Here is a 21109-nt window from a genome sequence, read left to right as displayed (position 1 = left end):
CGAGGAAGGCTTTTGTTTAACTTTTTTTATTTAACCCTGCTTATTTAACCAAAGTCACCCGAGATATAGCGGCGAGTACGGTCATTATCAGGCGAGTTGAAAATCTTGTTGGTTTTACCAAATTCTTGTAGCTCACCGAGGTACATAAATCCGGTGTAATCAGAAATTCGCATCGCTTGTTGCATATTGTGAGTCACGATCACGATGGTGAATTTTTCTCTTAACTCAGTAATTAAGGTTTCGATTGCTGCCGTTGCAATTGGATCAAGCGCTGACGTTGGTTCATCCATTAATATCACTTCTGGCTCTAGTGCAATCGTACGTGCAATGCATAAACGCTGCTGCTGACCACCAGATAGGCCATTCGCATCGGCATTTAGCTTATCTTTGACTTCTTCCCATAGGTGAGCGCGCTTTAGCGCCGATTCGATACGGCCTTTGATCTCCGCTTTAGAGAATGTCCCCTGTACTTTTAGACCAAACGCCATATTGTCATAAATTGACATGGGAAAAGGCGTGGGCTTCTGAAAGACCATACCGACTTTAGAGCGAAGCTCATTCACATCAGTATTAGAGAAAATACTCTTTCCATCGAGCAGTATTTCACCCTTGGCATGTTGCTTGCCATAAAGATCATAAATTCGGTTCATGGTACGAAGTAATGTTGACTTACCACAACCAGAAGGGCCAATTAAAGCGGTTACCCGATTCTTGTAAATAGGCATGGATACAGATTTCAATGCTGCCTCCCCGCCTTTTTGGTAGTAGAAATCTAGCGCTTGGATTTCCATGCGATGAGTTGGGCTTGCCGCCACGTCAGTCGTTACGGTATCCATGGCATCTGTGTTCATCGACATACCGTTAATTGTTGCGTTATCGAATGTTTGTACTGTTGCCGTGTTCATGATTTTCTAGCTCTCAATAGTTGCGGCAACGTGGTCGCCAATACGTTAACAATCAAAATAAAGGTGGTAATGATCAGTGCACCCGCCCAAGCGAGCTCTTGCCATGAGGTATATGGGCTCATCGCAAACTGATAAATCGTTACTGGTAGGTTCGCCATTGGCTTACTTAAGTCAGTTGTCATGAAACTACTGTTTAATGCTGTAAAGAGTAGTGGTGCTGTTTCACCAGAAATGCGCGCAACAGAAAGTAAGATCGCAGTGATAATCCCTGGCGCAGCAGCGCGATAGCTTAGTTGAGTAATGACTCGCCATTTTGGCGCTCCCATACCGCTACCCGCTTCTTTTAGCGTTGGCGGTACGAGGCGTAGCATTTCTTCGGTGGACGCCACAATTACAGGCAGTGCCAGTACGGCTAAAGCTATCGCACCTGCCCAGCCTGAATAGCCACCAGTTGGCACCACAATGATTGCGTAAACGAACAAGCCCACCAGAATAGAAGGTGCACTCATTAACATCCCATTCAAGAATCGTAGTGTTTCTGCAGTCTTGTTGTTGTCATCGGCTTCAGCAAGCCAGGTTCCTGCAAGCACGCCGACAGGAGCGGCAATTAATATGCCTAGTGCGGTGAGCTTCAAACTGCCATAGATAGCATTTTTTAAACCGCCTTCGCTACCAGGCCCCGGTGTGATTTCGGTGAAAACCGCAAGGCTCATACCCTTGATACCTTCACCCACTAATGTGTAAAGAATCGATGCAAGCACAAACACCCCAAATCCAGCTGACAGGGTGCAGAATGATAGGAACAGGTAGTTCTTTATTTTTCTGGTATTCATGAGGACTTCCTCAGCAGGCGACGAGCAAAGCCCATCACAAAGAAAGTAATAATAAATAACACGACGCCGAGGCCAATTAGCGAAGCGATGTGCATAGGATTTGTAGCTTCATTGAACTGTTGAGCAATGGTTGATGAAATCGAGCTAGCCGGCATAAAGAACGACATTTCGATACGGCTTGCACCACCAATAACGAATGCAACTGCCATTGTTTCACCCAGCGCACGCCCTAAGCCTAAAATACCAGCACTTACTGTGGCATTTTTTACTTTAGGTAGCAGTACTTTGGTAATGACTTCAAATGGTGTTGCCCCTGTACCATAAGCGGCTTCACGCAGTACATTGGGTACTGACTTTAGGGCATCGCGGGTCAATGACGTCATGATTGGTAAGATCATGAAAGAAAGAATGATCCCGGCACTTAGTAAGCCGATTCCAATTGGTGGACCATTGAACCAAGTGCCAATCAGAGGTATACCGGTTAAATGCATACCTGCCCACATTTGGAAACCTTCTGAGAACCAAGGTACGAACACAAATAGGCCCCACATGCCATAGATAATACTTGGGATGGCAGCCAATAATTCAATAGCCTTACTGACAGGAGTACTGACCCATGTTGGTGTCAATTCAGCAAGGAATATAGCCGTACCTAATGCGATAGGTGCAGCAATGGTAATAGCGATTAATGAGGTGACAAGTGTACCGTAGATAGCAGCGGCAGCACCAAACTCACCATTAATAGGATCCCAGATATTGCGAAATACAAAGCCTGGACCGAATTCTTTGAATGCAGGCCAACCGCCTTCAACCAGAGAAAGAACAATACCGGCAAGGGTAATGAAAATAAGTAAAGCACTGGTGAAACTCAGCTTATTGAAAACTGAATCGCCATTTACTTTATGTTTAAAAGTTAGTGTTGTCATAATGGTAGTTCACAGCCCCTACGCTTAGTAGAGGCTTAATTAAAGTCACTGTGTGGTTTCAATTAGTTGGACTTATTTCGTAACGATTGACTGACCGTTTGATTTAAGGCCTTCTTTCCAAGTTTCGTTAACCATGCTCACCACTTTTTGTGGCATAGGGATGTAGTCAAGTTCAACTGCATACTCACCTTGGGTGTAGCTCCACTCAAAGAAATCGATAATTTTCTGTGCCTTGTCTGCATCAGCTTGGTCTTCGTGCATCAGAATGAAAGTAGCAGCAGTCATCGGCCAAGAATCGGCACCTGGTTGATTGTTCAGTAGTAAGTGGTAACCCGGAGCATTTTCCCAATCTGCGTTAGCAGCTGCTGATTGGAACGTATCCATTGTTGGCATCAAGTATTTGCCTTCGCTACTTTCCATTTGCGTATAAGCAAGGTCATTTTGTTTCGCAAAGGCATACTCAACATAACCAATCGCACCACGGGTACGGTCTACAAAGTTCGCCACACCAGCATTGCCGTTACCGCCAATCGTTGTCGCTTTGCGAGGCCAAGTTATGTCTTTACCGACACCGATGCTTTTGCTCCATTCTGGGCTTACTTGGTCGAGGTATTCGGTAAAGTTGAATGTTGTGCCTGAGCCGTCAGAGCGGTGTACAACATAAATGGGTTGGCTAGGCAGATCTAAACCTTCGTTTAGCGCAGCAATTGCAGCATCATCCCATGACTTGATGTTGCCAAGGTAGATATCAGCCAGCACCTCACCCGTCAGTTTCATGTCACCAGCATCGATGCCTGGTAGATTGATAACAGGAACGATTGCGCCCATTACCATTGGAAATTGCAGCATTTTTTCTTTTGTCAGCTCTTCGATAGTTAAAGGTGCATCTGTTGCACCAAAATCAACGGTTTTTGCTGTGATTTGACGAATACCACCACCAGAGCCAATAGCCTGATAGTTAATTTGAATGCCCGTTTCTTTGTGATATTGCTCAGCCCATTTTGCATAGATTGGGTGAGGGAATGTCGCACCAGCGCCATTGATTGTAGTGTTGGCAGAAGCACCAAAAGAGGTGGCAATCAGTACAGATGTGACAAGAGCTGACTTGATTAAATTCACGATATATCTCCGATATCATAACCATAAAGATGGGCTATTCGAGGTGTTGCGCGTATCCTCGAATAGCCCAATTTAGTTTTGCGTTCAAACAAACTAAGGATTTGAAATAAATTCAAACCGTCAACTGGTGTTGGCCAATCAACGATTCGGAGATTAGAAATTTAATGTGACAAAAATATTAAAGAAATACGAAAAGGGCATATGTGTGAATAACAATTATATTAATCAATATTCACTTGATAATAAAACTTCACGGAATGGTACATTATTCTCGTTGCTGGTATTAATTAACTCCATTAGACTTAGCTCATGAATATGCTTATTACTTTTAATATATACCTCGTTTACGGATTGGCTTTTTTTGCTATATTTTTTGCGATCCTTTTTCAAGATTTAAGCAAAAGCCGGATACGAATTGCTGAGGCACTTCCAATACTTGCAGTTTTTGGCTTGATCCATGGCTTGCATGAATGGTCTGAATTGTATCTCGAAATTTATGAGCATGAATATCGGTTAACAACAGCGCTTCATACCTTCCAAGTGTTCAAGCTGTGGCTTTCCTATATTGCTCTCGGTGCTTTTGCGTGGAAAATGCTCGATATTACGCGCTGGCATTATGTGCTGTGGGTTAAGCGGGTGGCTGTAGTTGTTATTTTGATGTTTGTAGTCAGTTTAATTATGCGTTATGGGCATTATGATTACACTGCGTATTTAAGTAATACTGCCAACCAAATTCGTTGGATTTTCGGCCTAGGCGCAGGCGTTTTGTCGGGGGTTGCAATATATAGCTACGCCAATGAATTAGAGACCGAAGGGCATGGCGCCTCGCTGCCGTTTAAAATGACGGGGGTCGCGTTAATCTGTTACGGATTCAGTGCTGGCGTATTGCTAGTTGACCTTGGATTATGGGTACTGTTCGTACGTACACTGTGTGCTATCGCGATATTGGTCTCTTTATGGTATGCATTGCGTATATTTGATCAAGAACGGAATAGTCAAATTGAATCAACATTGCATCAATCATTGCAAGATGCCAAATTGAAAGAACTTGGTGAACTAACATCAGCGGTTGCTCATGAAATCAAAACACCGTTGAGCAGTGCAATGATGAGCTGTGATTTACTCGAACATCATTTACCAGAAAACGAGCTGCATCAACGCCAATTAGATCGTATTCGTTATGGGCTTGAGCGAGCCGCAGAGATTAGTCATGAGGTGCTAAACTATGCTCATCATCGGCCAATTAAACGTGACGACGTGAAACTGTCTTCAGTCATAAAATCAGCTGTTTCACTCAACCAATATCGATTAGAGTCATTTACACTTACCGAAGCACTCGATGATAACTTGCATGTATCAGGTGACGCTGGCTTATTAGAGGAAGTTTTTACGAACCTTTTAGCGAATGCAATTGATGCATGTGCGCAAGAGCAGAGCATTAGCATCACAAGTTACCAAGATAAACTAAACGCCATTATTGCGATATCAGACAGTGGTTGTGGTATCACAGAGGATGTCATTGAAAAAGCGACAAAACCATTTTTCACCACCAAACCAAAAGGGGAGGGAACGGGAATGGGGCTCGCTATCGCTAAACAAATTGTGTTACAGCATAGCGGTGAATTAGTACTCTATAACACAGAGCAAGGGCTTACCGTTGAAGTTAGAATACCAAGGAAAATGTCATGACGTTGAAACTCCTTCTTGCTGAAGATGATCAGCAGCTACGCGAGGTACTTGTTGAAGCCTTATCATTAGAGTCTTTCGAAGTGACGGCTTGTACGAGTGCAGAAGATGCACTTGATGCTGCGGCGAATCAGCATTTTGATCTCGCACTATTTGATGTTGTTATGTCGGGTATGACGGGTATTGAAGCTCTTACAACGCTTAGACGCCTTCATCCGAATATTGGCATTATTATCACCACTGCGTTTGCAACCGTGGATGTGGCTGTCGATGCCATGAAAAAAGGCGCGGACGAGTTTTTAACTAAGCCATTTAATCTTGCTGCACTGTCTGTCACTCTAATGCGGGTACATGCGGAGCGTTCTCCGAAATCGGTCTTGGATGAGCGTAATAATGACCTTATTTTTAGTGCCTTGTCGAACCCTATTCGACGCTCTGTGGTGAAGCAGCTAAAAATCCATCGTAAGATGAAGTTCATGGATTTATGCCGAGTTGTGGGTATAGAAGATCATACCAAGTTTAACTTTCACTTACGGCAGTTAGTTAACAGTGGCTTGGTTAGTAAAGGAGAAGGTCGAGTTTACTCGCTAACTGACACGGGGTTACAAGTACATTCCGGTATGTTGCAATAGATTTTATTTATTTCTAATGTTCTTATTAATCTTACATATCTAATCATTACACGATATATAAAGTAAAATTGCCGATTTCAGAGAGCTTGATATCGGCATTTATTCACATTCTCTTACGTTTGACTGGGTGCGGAAAAACGATCTGATAAGTTTATTTATCGGAATTACAATAAATGCGATGAGGATATTTATCTGGATTTTTTATTTAAAACTTAACCAGTTGAAAGTGTCGAATATAAAGCTGCCTATTGATGGTTATGTATAATTAAGTTCTATCTGAAATGGAATTTGATTATTGTCAATCATGWTATAGACGATAAGAAATTAAAATAACACCTAAGAGTTAAATTTATTAATTAGCCATTTTTAATAACCTTAGGAAGTAAAATATGAAGGTATCTGTACCGACCGAGCATTTTAGTACAGGGAGCAAGGTAATGCACATTGTGTCAGCTATAGCGTTTATAGTTGCCATGATCATCATGTTGTTTGAACCTATCCCTGATTCATTCAGTTTCAACCTTCACCAATCGCTGGGTATGTTGGTACTTGTTCTTTTTGTTGCACGTATAGCGTGGATTAACTGGGTTGGCCAGCCACCTACACAAGGAACACAGGTACAAAAATTCATTGCTCATTCCGCTCACCTTGCCATGTACGCTATTTCACTTGGAATGCCATTATCAGGCTTATTGATCACCTTAGCGAAGGCTAAAGATACGGTTGTCTTCGGGATGTTTACCATTCCTGGTTTTGCAGAAAGAAATTCAGGGCTTATTGAATTCGCATATCAAATTCACTCATTTTTAGAAATCTTCTGTTATTTACTGGTTGCTATGCACTGTGTCGGCACTATTTATCACCAAGTTGCTTTGAAAGACGGAACACTGGCTCGAATGATGGGAGTGAACAAGAATGCTTAAGACTATTACAATGAAAAAAAGTGTTGTTTTAGCACTTCTATCTGGCGTTGCGATGAATGCTCACGCATATAACATGAGCAATGAAACCGTTGAGTCAGATATTGAGTGGGATAATATTCCAGTTATTGAAAAGACAATGTTTTTCCCTGGTTTAATTACCTATGACTGGATTAACTCGCCAGAGCATAAAGGCACGCAACGTCCAGACTTTGAATCAAAAACCTGTACCAGCTGCCATAGCGGTGAAGAAAAAGGCTTGGGTGAGCAACTCATCAAGCATGACCGTCTGGATAAAATGGCGGGTAAACCGGGGTCGTTGGATGTTGATTTCCAGTTTGCTAATGACGACGAGCATCTTTATGTTAAAGCAACGTGGGAAACTCAATCACCTTACCCTGCGCGCTTGCATGACACCTTATTATTTGAAGGTGGTAAATGGACCATTATTGGTGGCGACCGTGGTAAAAACCCGTATACCCCAATTTATGAAGACCGCTTCTCTATCATGATTGATGATGGCAGCGTTGATGAGTTTGCCCAGCAAGGTTGCTGGATGTCATGTCACCGTGGTATGCGTGATATCGGTCAGGCAACAATGCGTGATGTACAAGCGCTTGACGTGATTGGTTTTGAGGGGCTTGATCAGAAAGACATCCGCAAATACCTACCAGATACGCGCACAGAGCGTTACGGCGTAAACTGGGACAAGCTGAAAACCCGCGAAGAAATCGACCAGCTGAAGAAAGACGGTAAGTTTGTTGATCTTATGCAGTGGCGTTCGACTCGCTCAGCACCAACCAATAGTGCTGATGATGGCTATGTATTGGAATACCGCTTAAGCGATGCAGGTAAAACCGTATTTACCTGGAACTTCGATAGAAAAGCTGGCGTACCTAAATATATGTACGATAAGTCGGTGACGGGTTTCTACGCACTAAACAAAGAAGACTTTAATGACCTAAACAAAAATATTGCACTAATCGAAGGCGTGAATACTATGCCATACGATGCAAGCAAAATTAAAGAAGGTCAGTACTTACAAGGTCGTTTAAACCGTGAGGGCGGTGGTTCTGCGGGTGATAACAATGAAATTCACTCTGAATGGAAAGACGGTAAATACACGCTTATCTTTAAGCGTAAGCTAGATACCGGTAGCCCAGAAGATGACAAAATTATGGAAGTGGGCGGTACTTATGACTTCAACATTGCGATTCACGATGGTGAAACCACTACGCGTTTCCACTATGTGACCTTCCCGTTTACTGTGGGTATCGGTGATGGTGCAGAAGGTGATGTAGTCAGCCAAACGCTGAAGTAACGATAATTAAATGACTCACTGAACTTGTTAGTATTAAGATAAATCCCTCGAATTTTTCGGGGGATTTTCTTATTGTAAGTAGACACTGGCGAGCTTCAGAACGTAACCCTCAAAAATGCGTCGCAATAAAGTATTTTAAATTATATTTTGTTAGCCCTTCTTGCTGATGTTTTTATAGCGCAAATATAATCTATTGAATTATAAGGTCAAAAAAATGGCATTTATTTTGCTATGTTCAGGTTGTGGTAAACCTAAATAATATGAATAAAGGAACGAGCATAATGTTGAAGTTGAAAGTAGCAGTATTAGCAGCCAGCCTTACATTTGCAGCTCAGTCACAAGCTGATGTATTAGAACTCGCCTTAGTACTTGATGGTTCAGGGAGCATAAGTACATCAGACTATGAACTACAGTTACAGGGTTATAGAGATATCATCGCAAGTGGCTCGTTTTGGAGCGATTATGTTGAAAATAGCATTTATGATAGCGTACATTTAGCGACGTGGCAGTTTTCCGGTACCGTTGTATCAGAAATTGGTTGGACAGAAATAACTTCAAATGCTGTAGCGGATACCTTTGGTAATCAATTTAATACAACGGATATGGCTCAACTTAATAGTTCTACAAATACGAGTCTTGCGATTGATACAGTGGTTGCCTCATTAATCGGTAATGGGATCGGTGGTACTGGAAGTGATAATATGATCATCGATATTTCAACTGACGGTAACCCAAACACGGGCGGTGGCTCAGCTGGTGCAATTGCAGCGGCGGATAATGCGCGAGCAGCAGATGTCACCATTAATGCCATAGGGGTAGGTAGTGGTATCGGCAGTACATTTTTAGAAGGGTTAGTTGGTATTGACCCGATTGCTACACCGCAAGGCTTCTTTTTAACGGCTTCAAATTTTTCCGAGTTTGGTAGTACGCTTGAGACTAAACTAGACCAAGAGGTTCGCGGTGGAGGTCCTCAAGCTGAAGTGCCAGAGCCAGCGTCGTTAGCACTACTTTCTATCGGGTTATTAGGTCTACGTTTTCGTCAGAATAAAAAGCAAGCTTAATGTAAGCCATCACAGTATCTATTTGAGGTATAAATTTGATCCCCCGATTATATCGGGGGATTTTTTTGTCTAAATTTGGCTTATACCAACCTACACAAGTACTTGATCAGTCTTACTGGTTAAAACCGTTGTTCTTTACGTTAGAGATTTTGTAATTAGAACCACTAGTTACTGCAATCTCTGCCTTGATAACAACAATTTTTACTGTGTAATATTTAGATCAATTACTTATCCAGATTGGTATTACACTTTTAATCAGTACAGGTAAGACATGAAATAAGGGGATAGGAAACGATGCCGGAGAAAAAACAATATAACGCAGATCACGATAAGGACAAGCAGACGTATTTTGTCGAGTTGGAAACAGGCCACTATGCAGAGGTTAATTATCAAGCTGATGGTAATGTGCTGACGCTCAATCGCTCTTATGTACCTGAAACGTTGCGAGGGAAAGGCTATGCGGGCGTTATGATGGAAGCCGTTTTACAAGTGATAGAGCGAGAGGGGTATAAGGTTATTCCGACTTGCAGCTACATAGTTTATTACCTTGAGCGTCACGAAGAATGGCAGCATTTAATGCAGCGTTAATTATTAATTCAATGCATAATATCAGTCCACATAGTCACCATTTATTATGGTGAGCTTTATTTGTTATTTCACAATCAGTAGGACTACGGAATGGATGTTCAGCGCATAAACCCAACGGCTCGTTGGTCAGATGTCACGATTTTTAATGGTATGGCGCATTTTGTTGAAGTTGCAGAAGCTGATACCAGCGCTGATATGGCAGGGCAGGTTAGCCAGGTTTTTTCGCAAGCAGAAGAGATGCTAGCGAGTGTAGGCAGCGATAAATCTAAGCTTGTTTCGGTCACAATTTACGTAACAGACTTTGCCAATTTTGATGCACTAAATATTGCATGGGAAGCATGGTTACCGGAAGGCTGTGCACCAAGTCGCGCCTGTGTCAAAGTGGAATTAGCTAATCCAGATTTGCTGGTGGAAATGGCGTTTGTTGCCGCGGCTGGTGCTGAGTATCAACAGGCGTAGCCCCTTAAAAAGATAGAGCCCCGCAGGGCTCTAATCTATGGATTAAGGTTTCGCTGGCACTTCTGCTTGTGGGTTGGTTCTTGCCGCCAGCTTGTTCGCCAATGAATGCAGTTCAGGCAACATTCGCTGAATAAGGTGTAGCTGCTGCAGCACCATACGTATGGAGGTGCAATCCTCATCTCGCCATTGCGATACGCGTTGTTCAAGCTCACTATCGCCGATAGGCGCTTGGGCACAGTGGTTACCGTCAAGTTGTTCAGCAAGGCAATCTAAATGAGCGTGGATCTCGCGGTGTGCTTGTGCAACCAGCTGATGTGTACGTTCATCTTCGAGACGAGTTCGGTGCGCGCCTAGTGCTGAGATGTAACTCAGCATTGCATGGTTCAAAGTCAGAAAGCGGAAGCTTTCATTCGTTGCCATACGGTAACGTCCGGGCTCTGACAGCATATTGCTAATAGCGGTGCTGAGTTGTGCATCGGTATTATGGGCATCTCGACGTGCAATACGATAACTTAAGCTGTCTTTTTTACCGATACGGTATTGACCAATAATCTGCCCTAGGTAATCGCGGTTGGTTTGAACTGCCGCTGCCATGACTTTATGAAGACGTTTGGCTTGCCAGTCAGGCAGAATAAAGCTGACGGCCAGTACTGCCAGTAAACAGCCCAATAATGTATCACCAAGGCGAGGCAATATTACGGCGAACCCTTCACCTAACTGATTGAAACAGAACAATACGAGTAAGGTAATAAAAAAGGTAGCTATACCGTAATGAGCGGTGCGGAATGAGAAAAATAGCACACCAGCTAATACCATCAGCACCATTTGTCCATCCAGCCCAGGGAACAGATAAAGCAAAGGCATACCGACTAATAAGCCGCCTAATGTACCAATTACCCGTTGCACTAGTTTTTGGCGAGTTGCACTGTAATTGGGCTGACAGACAAACAAAGTGGTTAGCAAGATCCAATAACCACGTTCCAAATCAAGCGCTAAAATACAGCCGTAGCCGACAGTGAGTGCGATCGCCATTCTAAGGGCATGACGAAATAACATCGAATTGGGCGTAAACTGGCTAGAAATGCGCTGCCAGCGCTCTTTCATACTATGTGCTTCTGTGTCATCCAGTTCAGTGTCGTTACCTGTTTGGGCAACGTCAGGGTTGCTGACATTTGAGAGTTGGCGTTCGACTGTTGCTAGGTTGCTAAACAGGTAGTCGAGCTGGGCGAGGTAGGTTCGCCATTTTGGATTGGACTGATTTTTTAAATACAGTAATGAGTCTTGAAGCTCATCAAGAGCGCGAACACTTTCAGCGCCGTGGCGATATGGCTTACCCATCGCCAAAGCATGCGATATTTCACGACAGGCTTGAGCCTGACATGCTAATAAGCGTTGAAAGCGGAATAATACATCACTGCGATGAAACTCTGCAGCCAAGTCTTGATAGCGTGAATGAGAAGAGCTGGCTCGCTCGTGAATATCTTGCGCTAAAAAGTAAATTTTCAGGAATTTGTCACCGACTTCATTGGGGTGCCCGCGGCGAGCCCGATGAAGCAAGGTGGCCTTAGCATTATTTAGTGCTGTCACCACTTTTGCATTTTGGCTTGCCGCTTCTAAGCGAAGTGGCTGTGGCACTAGGTTGGAAACAGGTTCAAACAGCTTGCTTTTACTGTCGAGGTAATGAGCAAACTCAGAAAAAACAGCCGACAAGCTTTGTTGTACGGGGCGATTTGGCCAAAGTATTTGCCAAGTGAGCGAGAGAAGGCCATACCATGTCGCCCCGCCCAGTAATAGCATGGGCTGATACCATAAGTTAGGACTTTCTGCTGCGCCTAGCATGGTGTATACCGCCAGTAATAACGAGGCAAAAGCGATACTGGCGTAACGAGCGCCCATCGCCCCAAGCATGATAAAGCCAAAGGTTGAAGTAAACAGACCAATGGCAAAAAATACTGGGTAAGGGAATAACAGTTCAATCGATATCGCGGCGATGAAAAAACAAAGTAGCGTCGTGATAAACGCTTTTATACGTCCCGTTAAGTTGTCGTCAGTCTCTGCTAAGGCTGAGGCGATAATACCGAGTACGAGCGGCGTTACAGCAGTGTTGGCATCTAAATACCAACAGGGAAGGGCAACACCCACAAGAGCAATAAATACACGGATACTGTAATTAATTCTTTCGTTTGCCCAGTAGCGGCGTAACGTTAATTTAAGGCGGCTGGTTTGCATTTCAGTTCAATCTAATCGGTGAAGCGCTAAAGATAGCAAAGTTCGTTAGTTAAAGGGGATAAATCCATATAAAAAAAATAGTTATATACTGGGTCAGTGGACTTTTTAGCACAAAACTGACGTAAAAAAGGGGTGTGAAGCTATGGTGGATACAGAGTTCTTGATATTCTAACGGCGTTTAAAGAACAGTTTGGTGACAGGATGCGTTTAACAGCAGGGTGGTTAGCCCAATGGCTTTCTCAAGGTGATTATTGCAGTGTTGCATTAGGTGATGACTGCCTAATACTTGATAGTCAGCTTGAAACAGAAGAAATACCGTTTGATGAGTGGGATGGCGCAATTGTTATTCATCGCGGGGTGTTTTGGGGAAGCTTCGAAATCAGTTCTGCTGATCAGGAATACTGCTGGGTGGTACATGGCTTACCATGGCATCAGTGTAAATCATTCGCCAATACACTGCTTGAGTCTTATCGTCAGTGGGCGCAAGGCCGCGTCCAAAAATTAGACACGGCACTTCCTGATATGCTTAGCCGTATCAATGGTTATGTTAATCAGGTTGGGTATTTACGTCAGTCTGATCATCATGACTTGCATCATTACCTAGAAACATCGCTCGCGTCGACGGGGTTAACGTTAGAGCTAGCATCATCATTCAGGCCGCTTGCACTTGAAAAAGTAGAGCCTTGGCTTGAAGGCAACGGCAATTGGGTAACATCAACCAACGAAACATGGTTAACCAAAGAAGCTGAAAAATGGTCATCATGGTTTGATGCGTTCGAGTCGTCGCCTTTAAATGCTTCACAGCGAGAAGCTGTGCTCATCAACCAAGATCACAATTTAGTTTTAGCGGGGGCAGGGACGGGTAAAACCAGTGTGTTGGTTGCGCGGGCTGGCTACTTAATAGCTAATCAAATTGCACAACCTCAAGATGTTTTGATGTTGGCATTTGGGCGTAAAGCCGCAGAAGAAATGAGTGAGCGCTTAGCTGCCAAGGTGAATGACCAAATTAAAGTCGCGACGTTCCATAGCTTGGGTACGCAGATTATTAAGGCAGTTGAAGGTTCGATGCCAAGCGTGTCACCTGTAGCCCTTGATGATAAGGCAAAAACAGAATGGATATCGGCAATGCTGACCGAGCAGTGGGAAAACGCCGCATCAGCAAAGCGTTGGCAAAAGCATTTGACGCAATGGCGTATTCCGGGCTTTAAAGCTGATAATTCAATGGAAAAGCAGGCGCGTAGTGAACAGCTTATCAGTTGGGTATGGCGTCATATCGAGTTGATAGGCCAGCGAGGTGCGAATAAATCGCAGCTAAGCGAAAGCATAGAAAAGCATAGCCAGGACAACGCAAAAGCCAGAATGAAGAGTGAGCTGGCTTTGCTATGGCCTTGTTATCGTGCTTATGAGCAACATTTAAAAGCCAGTAAACACATTGATTTTAATAGCATGATCCAGCGTGCGACCGAATATGTTATAGACGGTAAATTCTCACCGTCTTGGCAATTTATTATGGTTGATGAATATCAGGATATTTCTCCCCATCGTTTAGCGCTGATTGAAGCTTTATGTAATTCAAAGATTCAAAGTAATAAACCGACGTTGTTTGCTGTTGGGGATGATTGGCAGGCAATTTATCGCTTTGCTGGCGCAGATGTTAACTTAACGACAGGGTTTGAATCACGATTTGGTGCTTGTCATATCACTGAGCTGGGTACGACATACCGTTTTAACAGTATGATTGGTGAAGTAGCGAATACGTTTATTCAACAAAACCCAACACAGTTACAAAAAGAGCTGGCGAGCCATAAAAAACAAAAGCGCAAAGCTGTCACGCTATTATGTCAGGATCTTATTGATCAAGAATTGGCACAATTGGCTTCACAGCAAAAAGAACCCGTAACGGTGTTGCTGTTAGGGCGTAATAATAATCAACGACCGGAAGCTCTAAAACAGTGGCAAGAACGTTGGCCCCAGCTAGGTTTGAACTTTATGACCTGTCATGCCAGTAAAGGGCGTGAAGCTGATTTTGTCTTCATACTTGGTGTTAATAAAGGTGTTTTCCCCGCACCTGATAGAGACACAGGATTAGCAGCTTGCCTTCAGGCTAAAAATGAGCATTTTGCTGATGCAGAAGAACGCCGTTTGTTTTATGTTGGGCTTACTCGAGCGAAGAAACATGTTTGGGTATGTGCGGACCCAGAAAAAACATCTTCTTTTGTTAATGAGCTTATTGATGAAAAATACCCTGTCATCAATAAAATTAAACGAATAAAAAACACTGAAAAAAGAACGAAAAAATAGTTTAGAAATGAGCAAGGGGGAGATATATCCCCTTTGTTGATTATTTCTCGCTAAGTGATACCACGACCTTTCCGCTATGCTGCTGGCTTTGTAGGTATGCAAGCCCTTTATCGAGTTCCTCGAATGTGAAAACTTTATCGACCATCGGATGAAGTAGGCCGTCATTAACCAAAGTAATCAATGAATTGCCAATATTGGCTAAGTGCTGGATGTGCTCTTGATGACCATGGGCATAGGTGCCATGAATGGCAACTTCATGAATACTTAGCGCTTTTGTCGTTGCCAATAAAGGCACCTGATTGAATTGATCGGCAATCATCACAATTTGGCCGTTGTATTGAATTAAGGCGCTCATAACGCTACCAGACTTTGCTGATATACAATCAATAACGCTGTGCACCAATTTATCTTCTGTTAATTCGATTAACCGCATCGCAGTATTTTCTGTACTTGGATCGATGACATCTTGAATACCGTAATGCAGTAAGCGGTCATGGTGCTGAGCATGGGCAATCGCATAAACATGTGCCCCTGCTAATTTGGCTAACTGGGCAGCATATCCTCCGACACCGCCTCCAGCGCCCGTTATTGCAACGCTGAGCCCTGCCGTGAGTCGAAGCTTATCATGTACGGCTTGCCAAGCGGTGTAGCCTGCACAAGGTAGCGCTGCGGCATCGGTAAAACTAACATTGTGTGGGATTCGGCTTAGCGCATAGGCTTTAGAAATGGCGAAGTTAGCAAAGCCTCCCGCATCACGAGGGTCCACAAAACACATGACTCTATCACCGGGTTGAAAGTGATGAACATCTTCACCGACAAACGACACTACACCGGCAATATCAAGCCCTATAACTTGCGGATATTGCCAAGTCGCATAGCCCCAGTTTGCCAACTTATAATCAATAGGGTTAAGGCCAACAGCTTTTACCTGTATACAGACCTCATCCCTTGCAGGGGTAGGTTTTGCGGCTTTTAGTAGTTTGAGGCAATCGAGTCCTTCTGGTTTTGTTAGTTTCCATGCTTTCATGAGCCACCACAGCAAATTCTTATTATGTCTTTAAACAATAAACCAGAAATCTCTTAGTGGGGTGGTGCAGAGCATTATTTCTTTAGTCGTTGGATATGAAAACATATAAAAAAAGCCTGCTTTTTATTAAAAAGCAGGCCATTAAAACTCGATGTTAGATTAGCTTAAACGTTCGGTTAAGTATGCATCGTAATCTGGGATTTCGATTTCAACTTCTTCAGCCAGCTTTGGTGATGAAATCATGAAATTCGCGCTTGCACGGTTCGTTGCAACAGGAATATTCCATACCGCAGAGATACGCAGCAGGGCTTTTACATCAGGGTCATGCGGCACTGCATTAAGTGGATCCCAGAAGAAGATCATCATATCGACCTTACCTTCAGAAATTAGTGCGCCTAGTTGCTGATCGCCACCCATTGGGCCACTTAGTAAGCAGTTCACAGCGAGTCCTGATTTCTGTGAAATCATATGACCAGTTGTACCTGTTGCATATAGCGTATGATTTTCAAGCTTACTTTTATGCTCAAGTACCCAGCGAAGTAGGTGTTCTTTACAATTGTCATGAGCAACAAGAGCGATATGTTTGTTTGTTTCCATTTTGCGGGTTGTAACGTGCATCTATAACTCCACAACGATACGAAATGACCAACTGAATATTTGGCTAAATATCCATTCACCAGATTTTGGCGATTTAGCCTATTAATGTCTGAATATGTGTACTAACCAACTTGAAGATATTCATTTAGGTTAAATCGAGCATCTTCAAGTTGGTTAGCTATAACTACCAGAGCTTGCGGTAGATGTACATCCTAATTGGTTGAAATCAAAGATAGCTAACACATTTTTTTATGATGTCAGAGTAGAGTGTATGGATAACCATAAGCAACGGATTTACCATTAAAGCCTATTTATTGATACCGACATCAAATACAGGGCGAAACTCTGATGATGACAGAGAATCAAGAATGGCCTGTTCTGGTAGGTTGTTTGGCGTTAGTCCTTCAATTTTTGGCGAGAGATCTTTTTCTAAAGGTTTACCTTCAAGATAACGAACCGCCTGATCGACTGACAGCATGGCTTGTTGTGCCATTTTATCCGTTGGTGAAAAGAGTATTTTATTTCTTAATAGGCCACGATATACACCGTGACTCAGGTAGGTAGATAAAATATTTACGTCGGCGGTCATCTTATTCGTGCGTAGTTCACTGATAGCCACTTCGGCTGCGACCGCACTTCCTACGATATAATCGATATCGTGGCCACTTACAAAGAGTTGTTGCAGTAAGTTCCTTTGCAGCTCTTTGCTGTTATCAGCCCACGCCGTTCTTACCACATTGATATTGCCCTGTTGGATGGCGTCAAGAAAGCCTTGTACCATTGGTTTTGTGCCGCCGCGTTGCTTCGGGCCTGGCAGTAATGCAACATTGACTATTGGGCTGTTTTTAGGGTGTTGGGCGGCTAAAAACTCACCCGTCTTATAACCCATTTCATACCAATTGATTCCGACTCGAGCAACAATATTTTTGTGGCTGTCAGGGTTTAGCATATCGAGGTCGTTGATCGTGGAAAAGACAGGGATACTACCTGTAAGCTCAGTAAGGTGGCCATCGTATGCTTGGCTGTCAACGGTGCCAAGAATAATGGCGTCGGCTCCCCATTCCTTACAATCTTTAAGCTGGCTTTGTTGTTTTTCTAGGTAGGGATAGCCCCCAGCTTCGAGTACTTTCAGTTGTATTCCCAGTTTTTGGGCATGCTGAACCATACCGTAATTGACAGAAAGCCAATAGGAGTCTTTTAAGTGGGGGTAGACAGCACATAACTTCCACTTTTGTTGGGATTTTTTTAATGGCTGATAGTTTATTGAGACTGGCTGTTTATCCATCGCAAAAGGTGGCGTGTAGGTGATTATTTCTACGGCTTGAGTTAAAGGAATGGTCGTTATTAGTATTAATAGGGAAAGGATCAATTTTTTGTTCATTGCTTAATACCAATTTAATGAGTCATCTCGTAGAAACGAGCATCTTGAAGTAACTAGGGTATAATACCATCATATTGTTTTGGCTATTCATAATAGTCATTATCGCACGGCTTGTTATTTTATTTTCGTGGTTGTTAGTATGACATTTACTCCAAATGGTATCGGGCAGAAGTTGCTGATTGCCTTTTCCATGATGGCTGGATTAATGATTATTGCTGTTGTTATTGGTGTTGCAGGGTTCTCGTTGGTTGCCAAAACGGAACGGACAGTAATTAATTCAGCTGTACCCGCATTAGCTGAAGCTCGGCAGCTTTCTGATTTCAGTACCCGTATTATTTTTACCGCTCAAGTCTTGGCAAAGTCGAAAGATGAAGCTGAGCGCGATCAGCAAGGGAAATCACTAACGATTCATATTGAAGCATTAAAGCAAAGCTTAAAGTCGCTAGAGCAATTCCCATTTGAGCAGGCATTAATGCAGCAGCTGGATGAAGATGTTGAAAATATTGTCAATAACCTAGCCATGCTAGGGGTACTGGTTGGCCGTAAACTGACATTAACCGATCAAGTACAGCAACTTAACGATGAGATGACGCTTGCTGCGGTGCAAATCGACACCCTTTCCCAATCACAGGTTTCAAATGCCAATACTATTGCCGTCGCTAATGTATCGAGAATTTATGACTTGGTAGAAAATGATGATAAGCCAGCTGTTTACAATGCATTAGATAGCCTTGTTGAAGTGGATATGGATTTAGCTGAGCGTTTGTTTGAACTACGGTTTCTGTCTTTGCAAGTGATCAATATGCTTGATGACTTGAATCAAGTTAATACCGTGCCCCAACTTGTGGCGTTAAAAAAACGGTTTAATTACTCAGTGTCTGTTATACAGCATCGGGTGAAATCAGTAGAAGACCCAAGCCGTTCTGTGCAGTTATTAGCATTAACGGAAACCCTTCATCAAGGCGGAGAGCTTTTTCACCAGCTAGAACAGCTCACCAAGGCCAAGCAAGATGTTGAGCGTATGGAACAACAAAACTTAGTGTTGTTTCAGCAGCTAAACCAAACGGTTGATGACATTATTAAAGCGGCCAATACGGGTACCAAGCAAGCAATCACAAAAGTTGATGACGCACTGAATGTAGCAAGAAATAGCCTTATTGTAATTTCAGTTCTTGGTATGCTCGCGCTTGTGCTGATTATGTGGCGTTATGTATATGCGCGAGTGATCCGCCGAATAAATGATTACAGCCAAGCCTTAATGTCATTGTCACGGGGTGACTTGAATATCCGTTTGAAGATTAGAGGCGATGATGAATTAGCACAAATGGGGCGGGCAATTATGGTGGCACGAGATACCGCTTATGAACGTCACCGTCTAGCGCAAGTTGAGTCTAAAATACGGTTTGAGCTTCAGCAGCATAAAAATAGTTTGGAACAGCAGGTGGCAGAACGTACGAGTCAGCTTGAAAGTACCAATAGTAAACTAAATGAAGAAGTAAACAACCATGCGGTAGCCAGGGCTGAAGCCGAGAATGCAAACCGTGCGAAATCGGCTTTCTTAGCCACAATGAGCCATGAAATCAGAACGCCCATGAATGGTGTTTTGGGCACCGCGTCCCTACTTGCTGATACTGGTTTAAATGAACAGCAAACCAAGTATTTGGACGTTATTAATCGCAGCGGTGAAACGCTGTTAGATATTCTTAATGATGTACTCGATTATTCGAAAATTGAGGCTGGTCATTTGGATATTCGGCCGAGCGATTTTTCGTTGCCCATATTACTGAATGATATTCATAACTTGCTAGAAAATCGCGCCATTGCAAAGCATATCCAACTGGCTATCAACATCGACGATAACGTTAAAGAGTTTTGGCGAGGCGATGCTACTCGTATTCGACAAGTGCTGGTGAATTTAATCGGTAATGCGATTAAGTTTACCGAAGAAGGCACGGTGCAGGTCAACATCAGTGCCGCTCCCCATGTTGAAGGGCGGTTACATTTTGAAGTTGAAGATTCAGGTATTGGTATCCCCCTCGATGAACAGCAGAAAATGTTCAATGCATTCGAACAATCGAGTGAGGGGCGGCAAACGGCGGGCGGTACTGGGTTGGGGCTTGCGATAAGTAAGCGTATTGTTGAAGCCATGAACGGCGAGATTGGTCTATATTCAACCCCAAATGTGGGCAGCTGTTTTTGGTTTACACTCAACTTAAAACCCAGTGAAAAGGTCGTTGATACTGGAGTACCGTTGCCGATGAACTCTGCGGTTTCTGCCCGTATTCTATTGGTTGAAGATAATCCAGTAAACAGCTTAGTCGCCGAGGGTTTCTTATATCGTCTTGGTCATAGTGTTGTCGTTGCTGAAGATGGCAAGCAAGCTGAAGAGATATATCGCGAGCAAGCATTTGATATTGCGTTACTGGATATTAATTTACCCGATACCAATGGGGTCGAATTGCTTGCTCGATTAAGAGAGATAGAAAAGCATTCTCAGGTTCATGGCGGCGGTAGCTTGATGCCGATGGTGGCTTTCTCTGCGCATGTCTTTAACGAGGAAGTCGAGCTGTATTTAACCAAAGGCTTTGCGGGTTTTTTGCCTAAACCCTTGGTTGAAAAGCAACTCGTTGAAGTAATTGGTAATGTGTTAGCTGGAAAAGATCGCGTGATTGTCGAAAGTGATATTAAGGATGATCAACCAACGTCGAATAAAATGATAGCTGATACAAAGGTAGATGAAACGCAATGTCAGGAATACCAAACAATGAATAATAATGCTGTACCTGTTTTAGATGAAACCATTCTAGGTAGTGACTTGAAAGTTTTGGGTGAAAGTATGGTGGCAAAGATGATTGAGTTGTTTGTTAGCTCCTCATCTGAAACATTTGAAAAGCTGTTGATTGCGATTGAAAACAACCAGTTACCTGAGGTTGCTAATTATGCACACACCTTAAAAGGTGCGGCAGGTACGATGGGACTTACCCGATTACATCAAGCTTGCTCAGCATATGAAAAGTCAGCCAAAGAAGGGTCGATTGAAGACTTATCAATCGAAGATCTTGAACGTACTTTTTCTGCTTCAGAGCAAGCATTAGTAGAGACTTTTAAATAAGACAAAGTATGG

Annotated in this window: 17 protein-coding genes; 9 read left to right on the top strand and 8 right to left on the bottom strand. The window is 43.2% G+C overall.

The features are described from left to right. Positions 1 to 44 precede the first annotated feature (44 nt). The 4 genes from pstB to pstS form a co-directional block, all read right to left on the bottom strand. Positions 45 to 905: a phosphate ABC transporter ATP-binding protein PstB gene (gene pstB, locus L4D09_RS00545; protein WP_428455536.1), complete on the bottom strand. Its 861-nt coding sequence runs from the start codon at positions 903 to 905 to the stop codon at positions 45 to 47. Beyond that, a complete protein-coding gene (gene pstA, locus L4D09_RS00540; RefSeq protein WP_428455535.1) occupies positions 902 to 1738 on the bottom strand; it encodes a phosphate ABC transporter permease PstA in 837 nt (278 codons plus the stop codon). Before pstA ends, pstB begins: the two co-directional genes overlap by 4 nt. Continuing rightward, positions 1735 to 2664, bottom strand: a complete 930-nt coding sequence (gene pstC, locus L4D09_RS00535; RefSeq protein WP_428455534.1) for a phosphate ABC transporter permease subunit PstC — start codon at positions 2662 to 2664, stop codon at positions 1735 to 1737. Before pstC ends, pstA begins: the two co-directional genes overlap by 4 nt. A gap of 72 nt (positions 2665 to 2736) precedes the next feature. Further along, a complete protein-coding gene (pstS, locus tag L4D09_RS00530; protein ID WP_428455533.1) occupies positions 2737 to 3783 on the bottom strand; it encodes a phosphate ABC transporter substrate-binding protein PstS in 1047 nt (348 codons plus the stop codon). A 309-nt stretch (positions 3784 to 4092) separates the two neighbouring features. Between pstS and L4D09_RS00525 the strand changes: the two genes are divergently transcribed. The 7 genes from L4D09_RS00525 (at position 4093) to L4D09_RS00495 (ending at position 10450) form a co-directional block, all read left to right on the top strand. Continuing rightward, the gene (locus L4D09_RS00525; RefSeq protein WP_428455532.1) at positions 4093 to 5472 is read left to right on the top strand and encodes a sensor histidine kinase; all 1380 of its coding nucleotides are present in this window, start codon (positions 4093 to 4095) and stop codon (positions 5470 to 5472) included. Next, a complete protein-coding gene (locus tag L4D09_RS00520) occupies positions 5469 to 6101 on the top strand; it encodes a response regulator (RefSeq protein ID WP_428455531.1) in 633 nt (210 codons plus the stop codon). Before L4D09_RS00525 ends, L4D09_RS00520 begins: the two co-directional genes overlap by 4 nt. Positions 6102 to 6490: 389 nt before the next feature. Next, positions 6491 to 7024 carry a cytochrome b gene (locus tag L4D09_RS00515; protein ID WP_428455530.1) on the top strand — a complete coding sequence of 178 codons (534 nt, stop codon included), beginning with the start codon at positions 6491 to 6493 and terminating at the stop codon, positions 7022 to 7024. Continuing rightward, the gene (locus L4D09_RS00510) at positions 7017 to 8342 is read left to right on the top strand and encodes an ethylbenzene dehydrogenase-related protein (protein ID WP_428455529.1); all 1326 of its coding nucleotides are present in this window, start codon (positions 7017 to 7019) and stop codon (positions 8340 to 8342) included. The genes L4D09_RS00515 and L4D09_RS00510 overlap by 8 nt, the downstream gene beginning before the upstream one ends. 281 nt (positions 8343 to 8623) lie before the next feature. Then, positions 8624 to 9403, top strand: a complete 780-nt coding sequence (locus L4D09_RS00505) for a DUF1194 domain-containing protein (RefSeq protein WP_428455528.1) — start codon at positions 8624 to 8626, stop codon at positions 9401 to 9403. A 294-nt stretch (positions 9404 to 9697) separates the two neighbouring features. Next, positions 9698 to 9991, top strand: a complete 294-nt coding sequence (locus L4D09_RS00500; RefSeq protein ID WP_428455527.1) for a GNAT family N-acetyltransferase — start codon at positions 9698 to 9700, stop codon at positions 9989 to 9991. 90 nt (positions 9992 to 10081) lie between these two features. Then, positions 10082 to 10450 carry a RidA family protein gene (locus L4D09_RS00495; RefSeq protein ID WP_428455526.1) on the top strand — a complete coding sequence of 123 codons (369 nt, stop codon included), beginning with the start codon at positions 10082 to 10084 and terminating at the stop codon, positions 10448 to 10450. A gap of 42 nt (positions 10451 to 10492) precedes the next feature. On the opposite strand, the gene yccS is transcribed toward L4D09_RS00495, so the two are convergent. Further along, the gene (gene yccS / locus L4D09_RS00490; protein WP_428455525.1) at positions 10493 to 12679 is read right to left on the bottom strand and encodes a YccS family putative transporter; all 2187 of its coding nucleotides are present in this window, start codon (positions 12677 to 12679) and stop codon (positions 10493 to 10495) included. Between the two features lie 201 nt (positions 12680 to 12880). Here yccS and helD point away from each other — a divergent pair, with 201 nt between their 5' ends. After that, complete coding sequence (gene helD, locus L4D09_RS00485) at positions 12881 to 14980, top strand: DNA helicase IV (protein ID WP_428455524.1); 2100 nt, start codon at positions 12881 to 12883, stop codon at positions 14978 to 14980. A gap of 40 nt (positions 14981 to 15020) precedes the next feature. Here helD and L4D09_RS00480 read toward each other — a convergent pair whose 3' ends face one another. The 3 genes from L4D09_RS00480 to torT all read right to left on the bottom strand — a co-directional run bounded on the left by L4D09_RS00480 (position 15021) and on the right by torT (position 17985). Beyond that, positions 15021 to 16007, bottom strand: a complete 987-nt coding sequence (locus L4D09_RS00480; protein WP_428455523.1) for an alcohol dehydrogenase catalytic domain-containing protein — start codon at positions 16005 to 16007, stop codon at positions 15021 to 15023. A gap of 159 nt (positions 16008 to 16166) precedes the next feature. Further along, positions 16167 to 16625, bottom strand: a complete 459-nt coding sequence (locus tag L4D09_RS00475) for a methylglyoxal synthase (RefSeq protein WP_428455522.1) — start codon at positions 16623 to 16625, stop codon at positions 16167 to 16169. A gap of 286 nt (positions 16626 to 16911) precedes the next feature. After that, entirely contained in the window at positions 16912 to 17985 is a 1074-nt protein-coding gene (gene torT, locus L4D09_RS00470) for a TMAO reductase system periplasmic protein TorT (protein WP_428455521.1), read from the bottom strand. Between the two features lie 139 nt (positions 17986 to 18124). On the opposite strand from torT, the gene torS reads away from it, so the two are divergent. Then, complete coding sequence (gene torS, locus L4D09_RS00465) at positions 18125 to 21097, top strand: TMAO reductase system sensor histidine kinase/response regulator TorS (protein WP_428455520.1); 2973 nt, start codon at positions 18125 to 18127, stop codon at positions 21095 to 21097. Positions 21098 to 21109: the final 12 nt, after the last annotated feature.

It is taken from the genome of Photobacterium makurazakiensis (assembly GCF_050336715.1).
GTDB classification, from domain to species: Bacteria; Pseudomonadota; Gammaproteobacteria; order Enterobacterales; family Vibrionaceae; genus Photobacterium; species Photobacterium makurazakiensis.
This window is presented reverse-complemented; position numbering and strand designations above follow the sequence as displayed.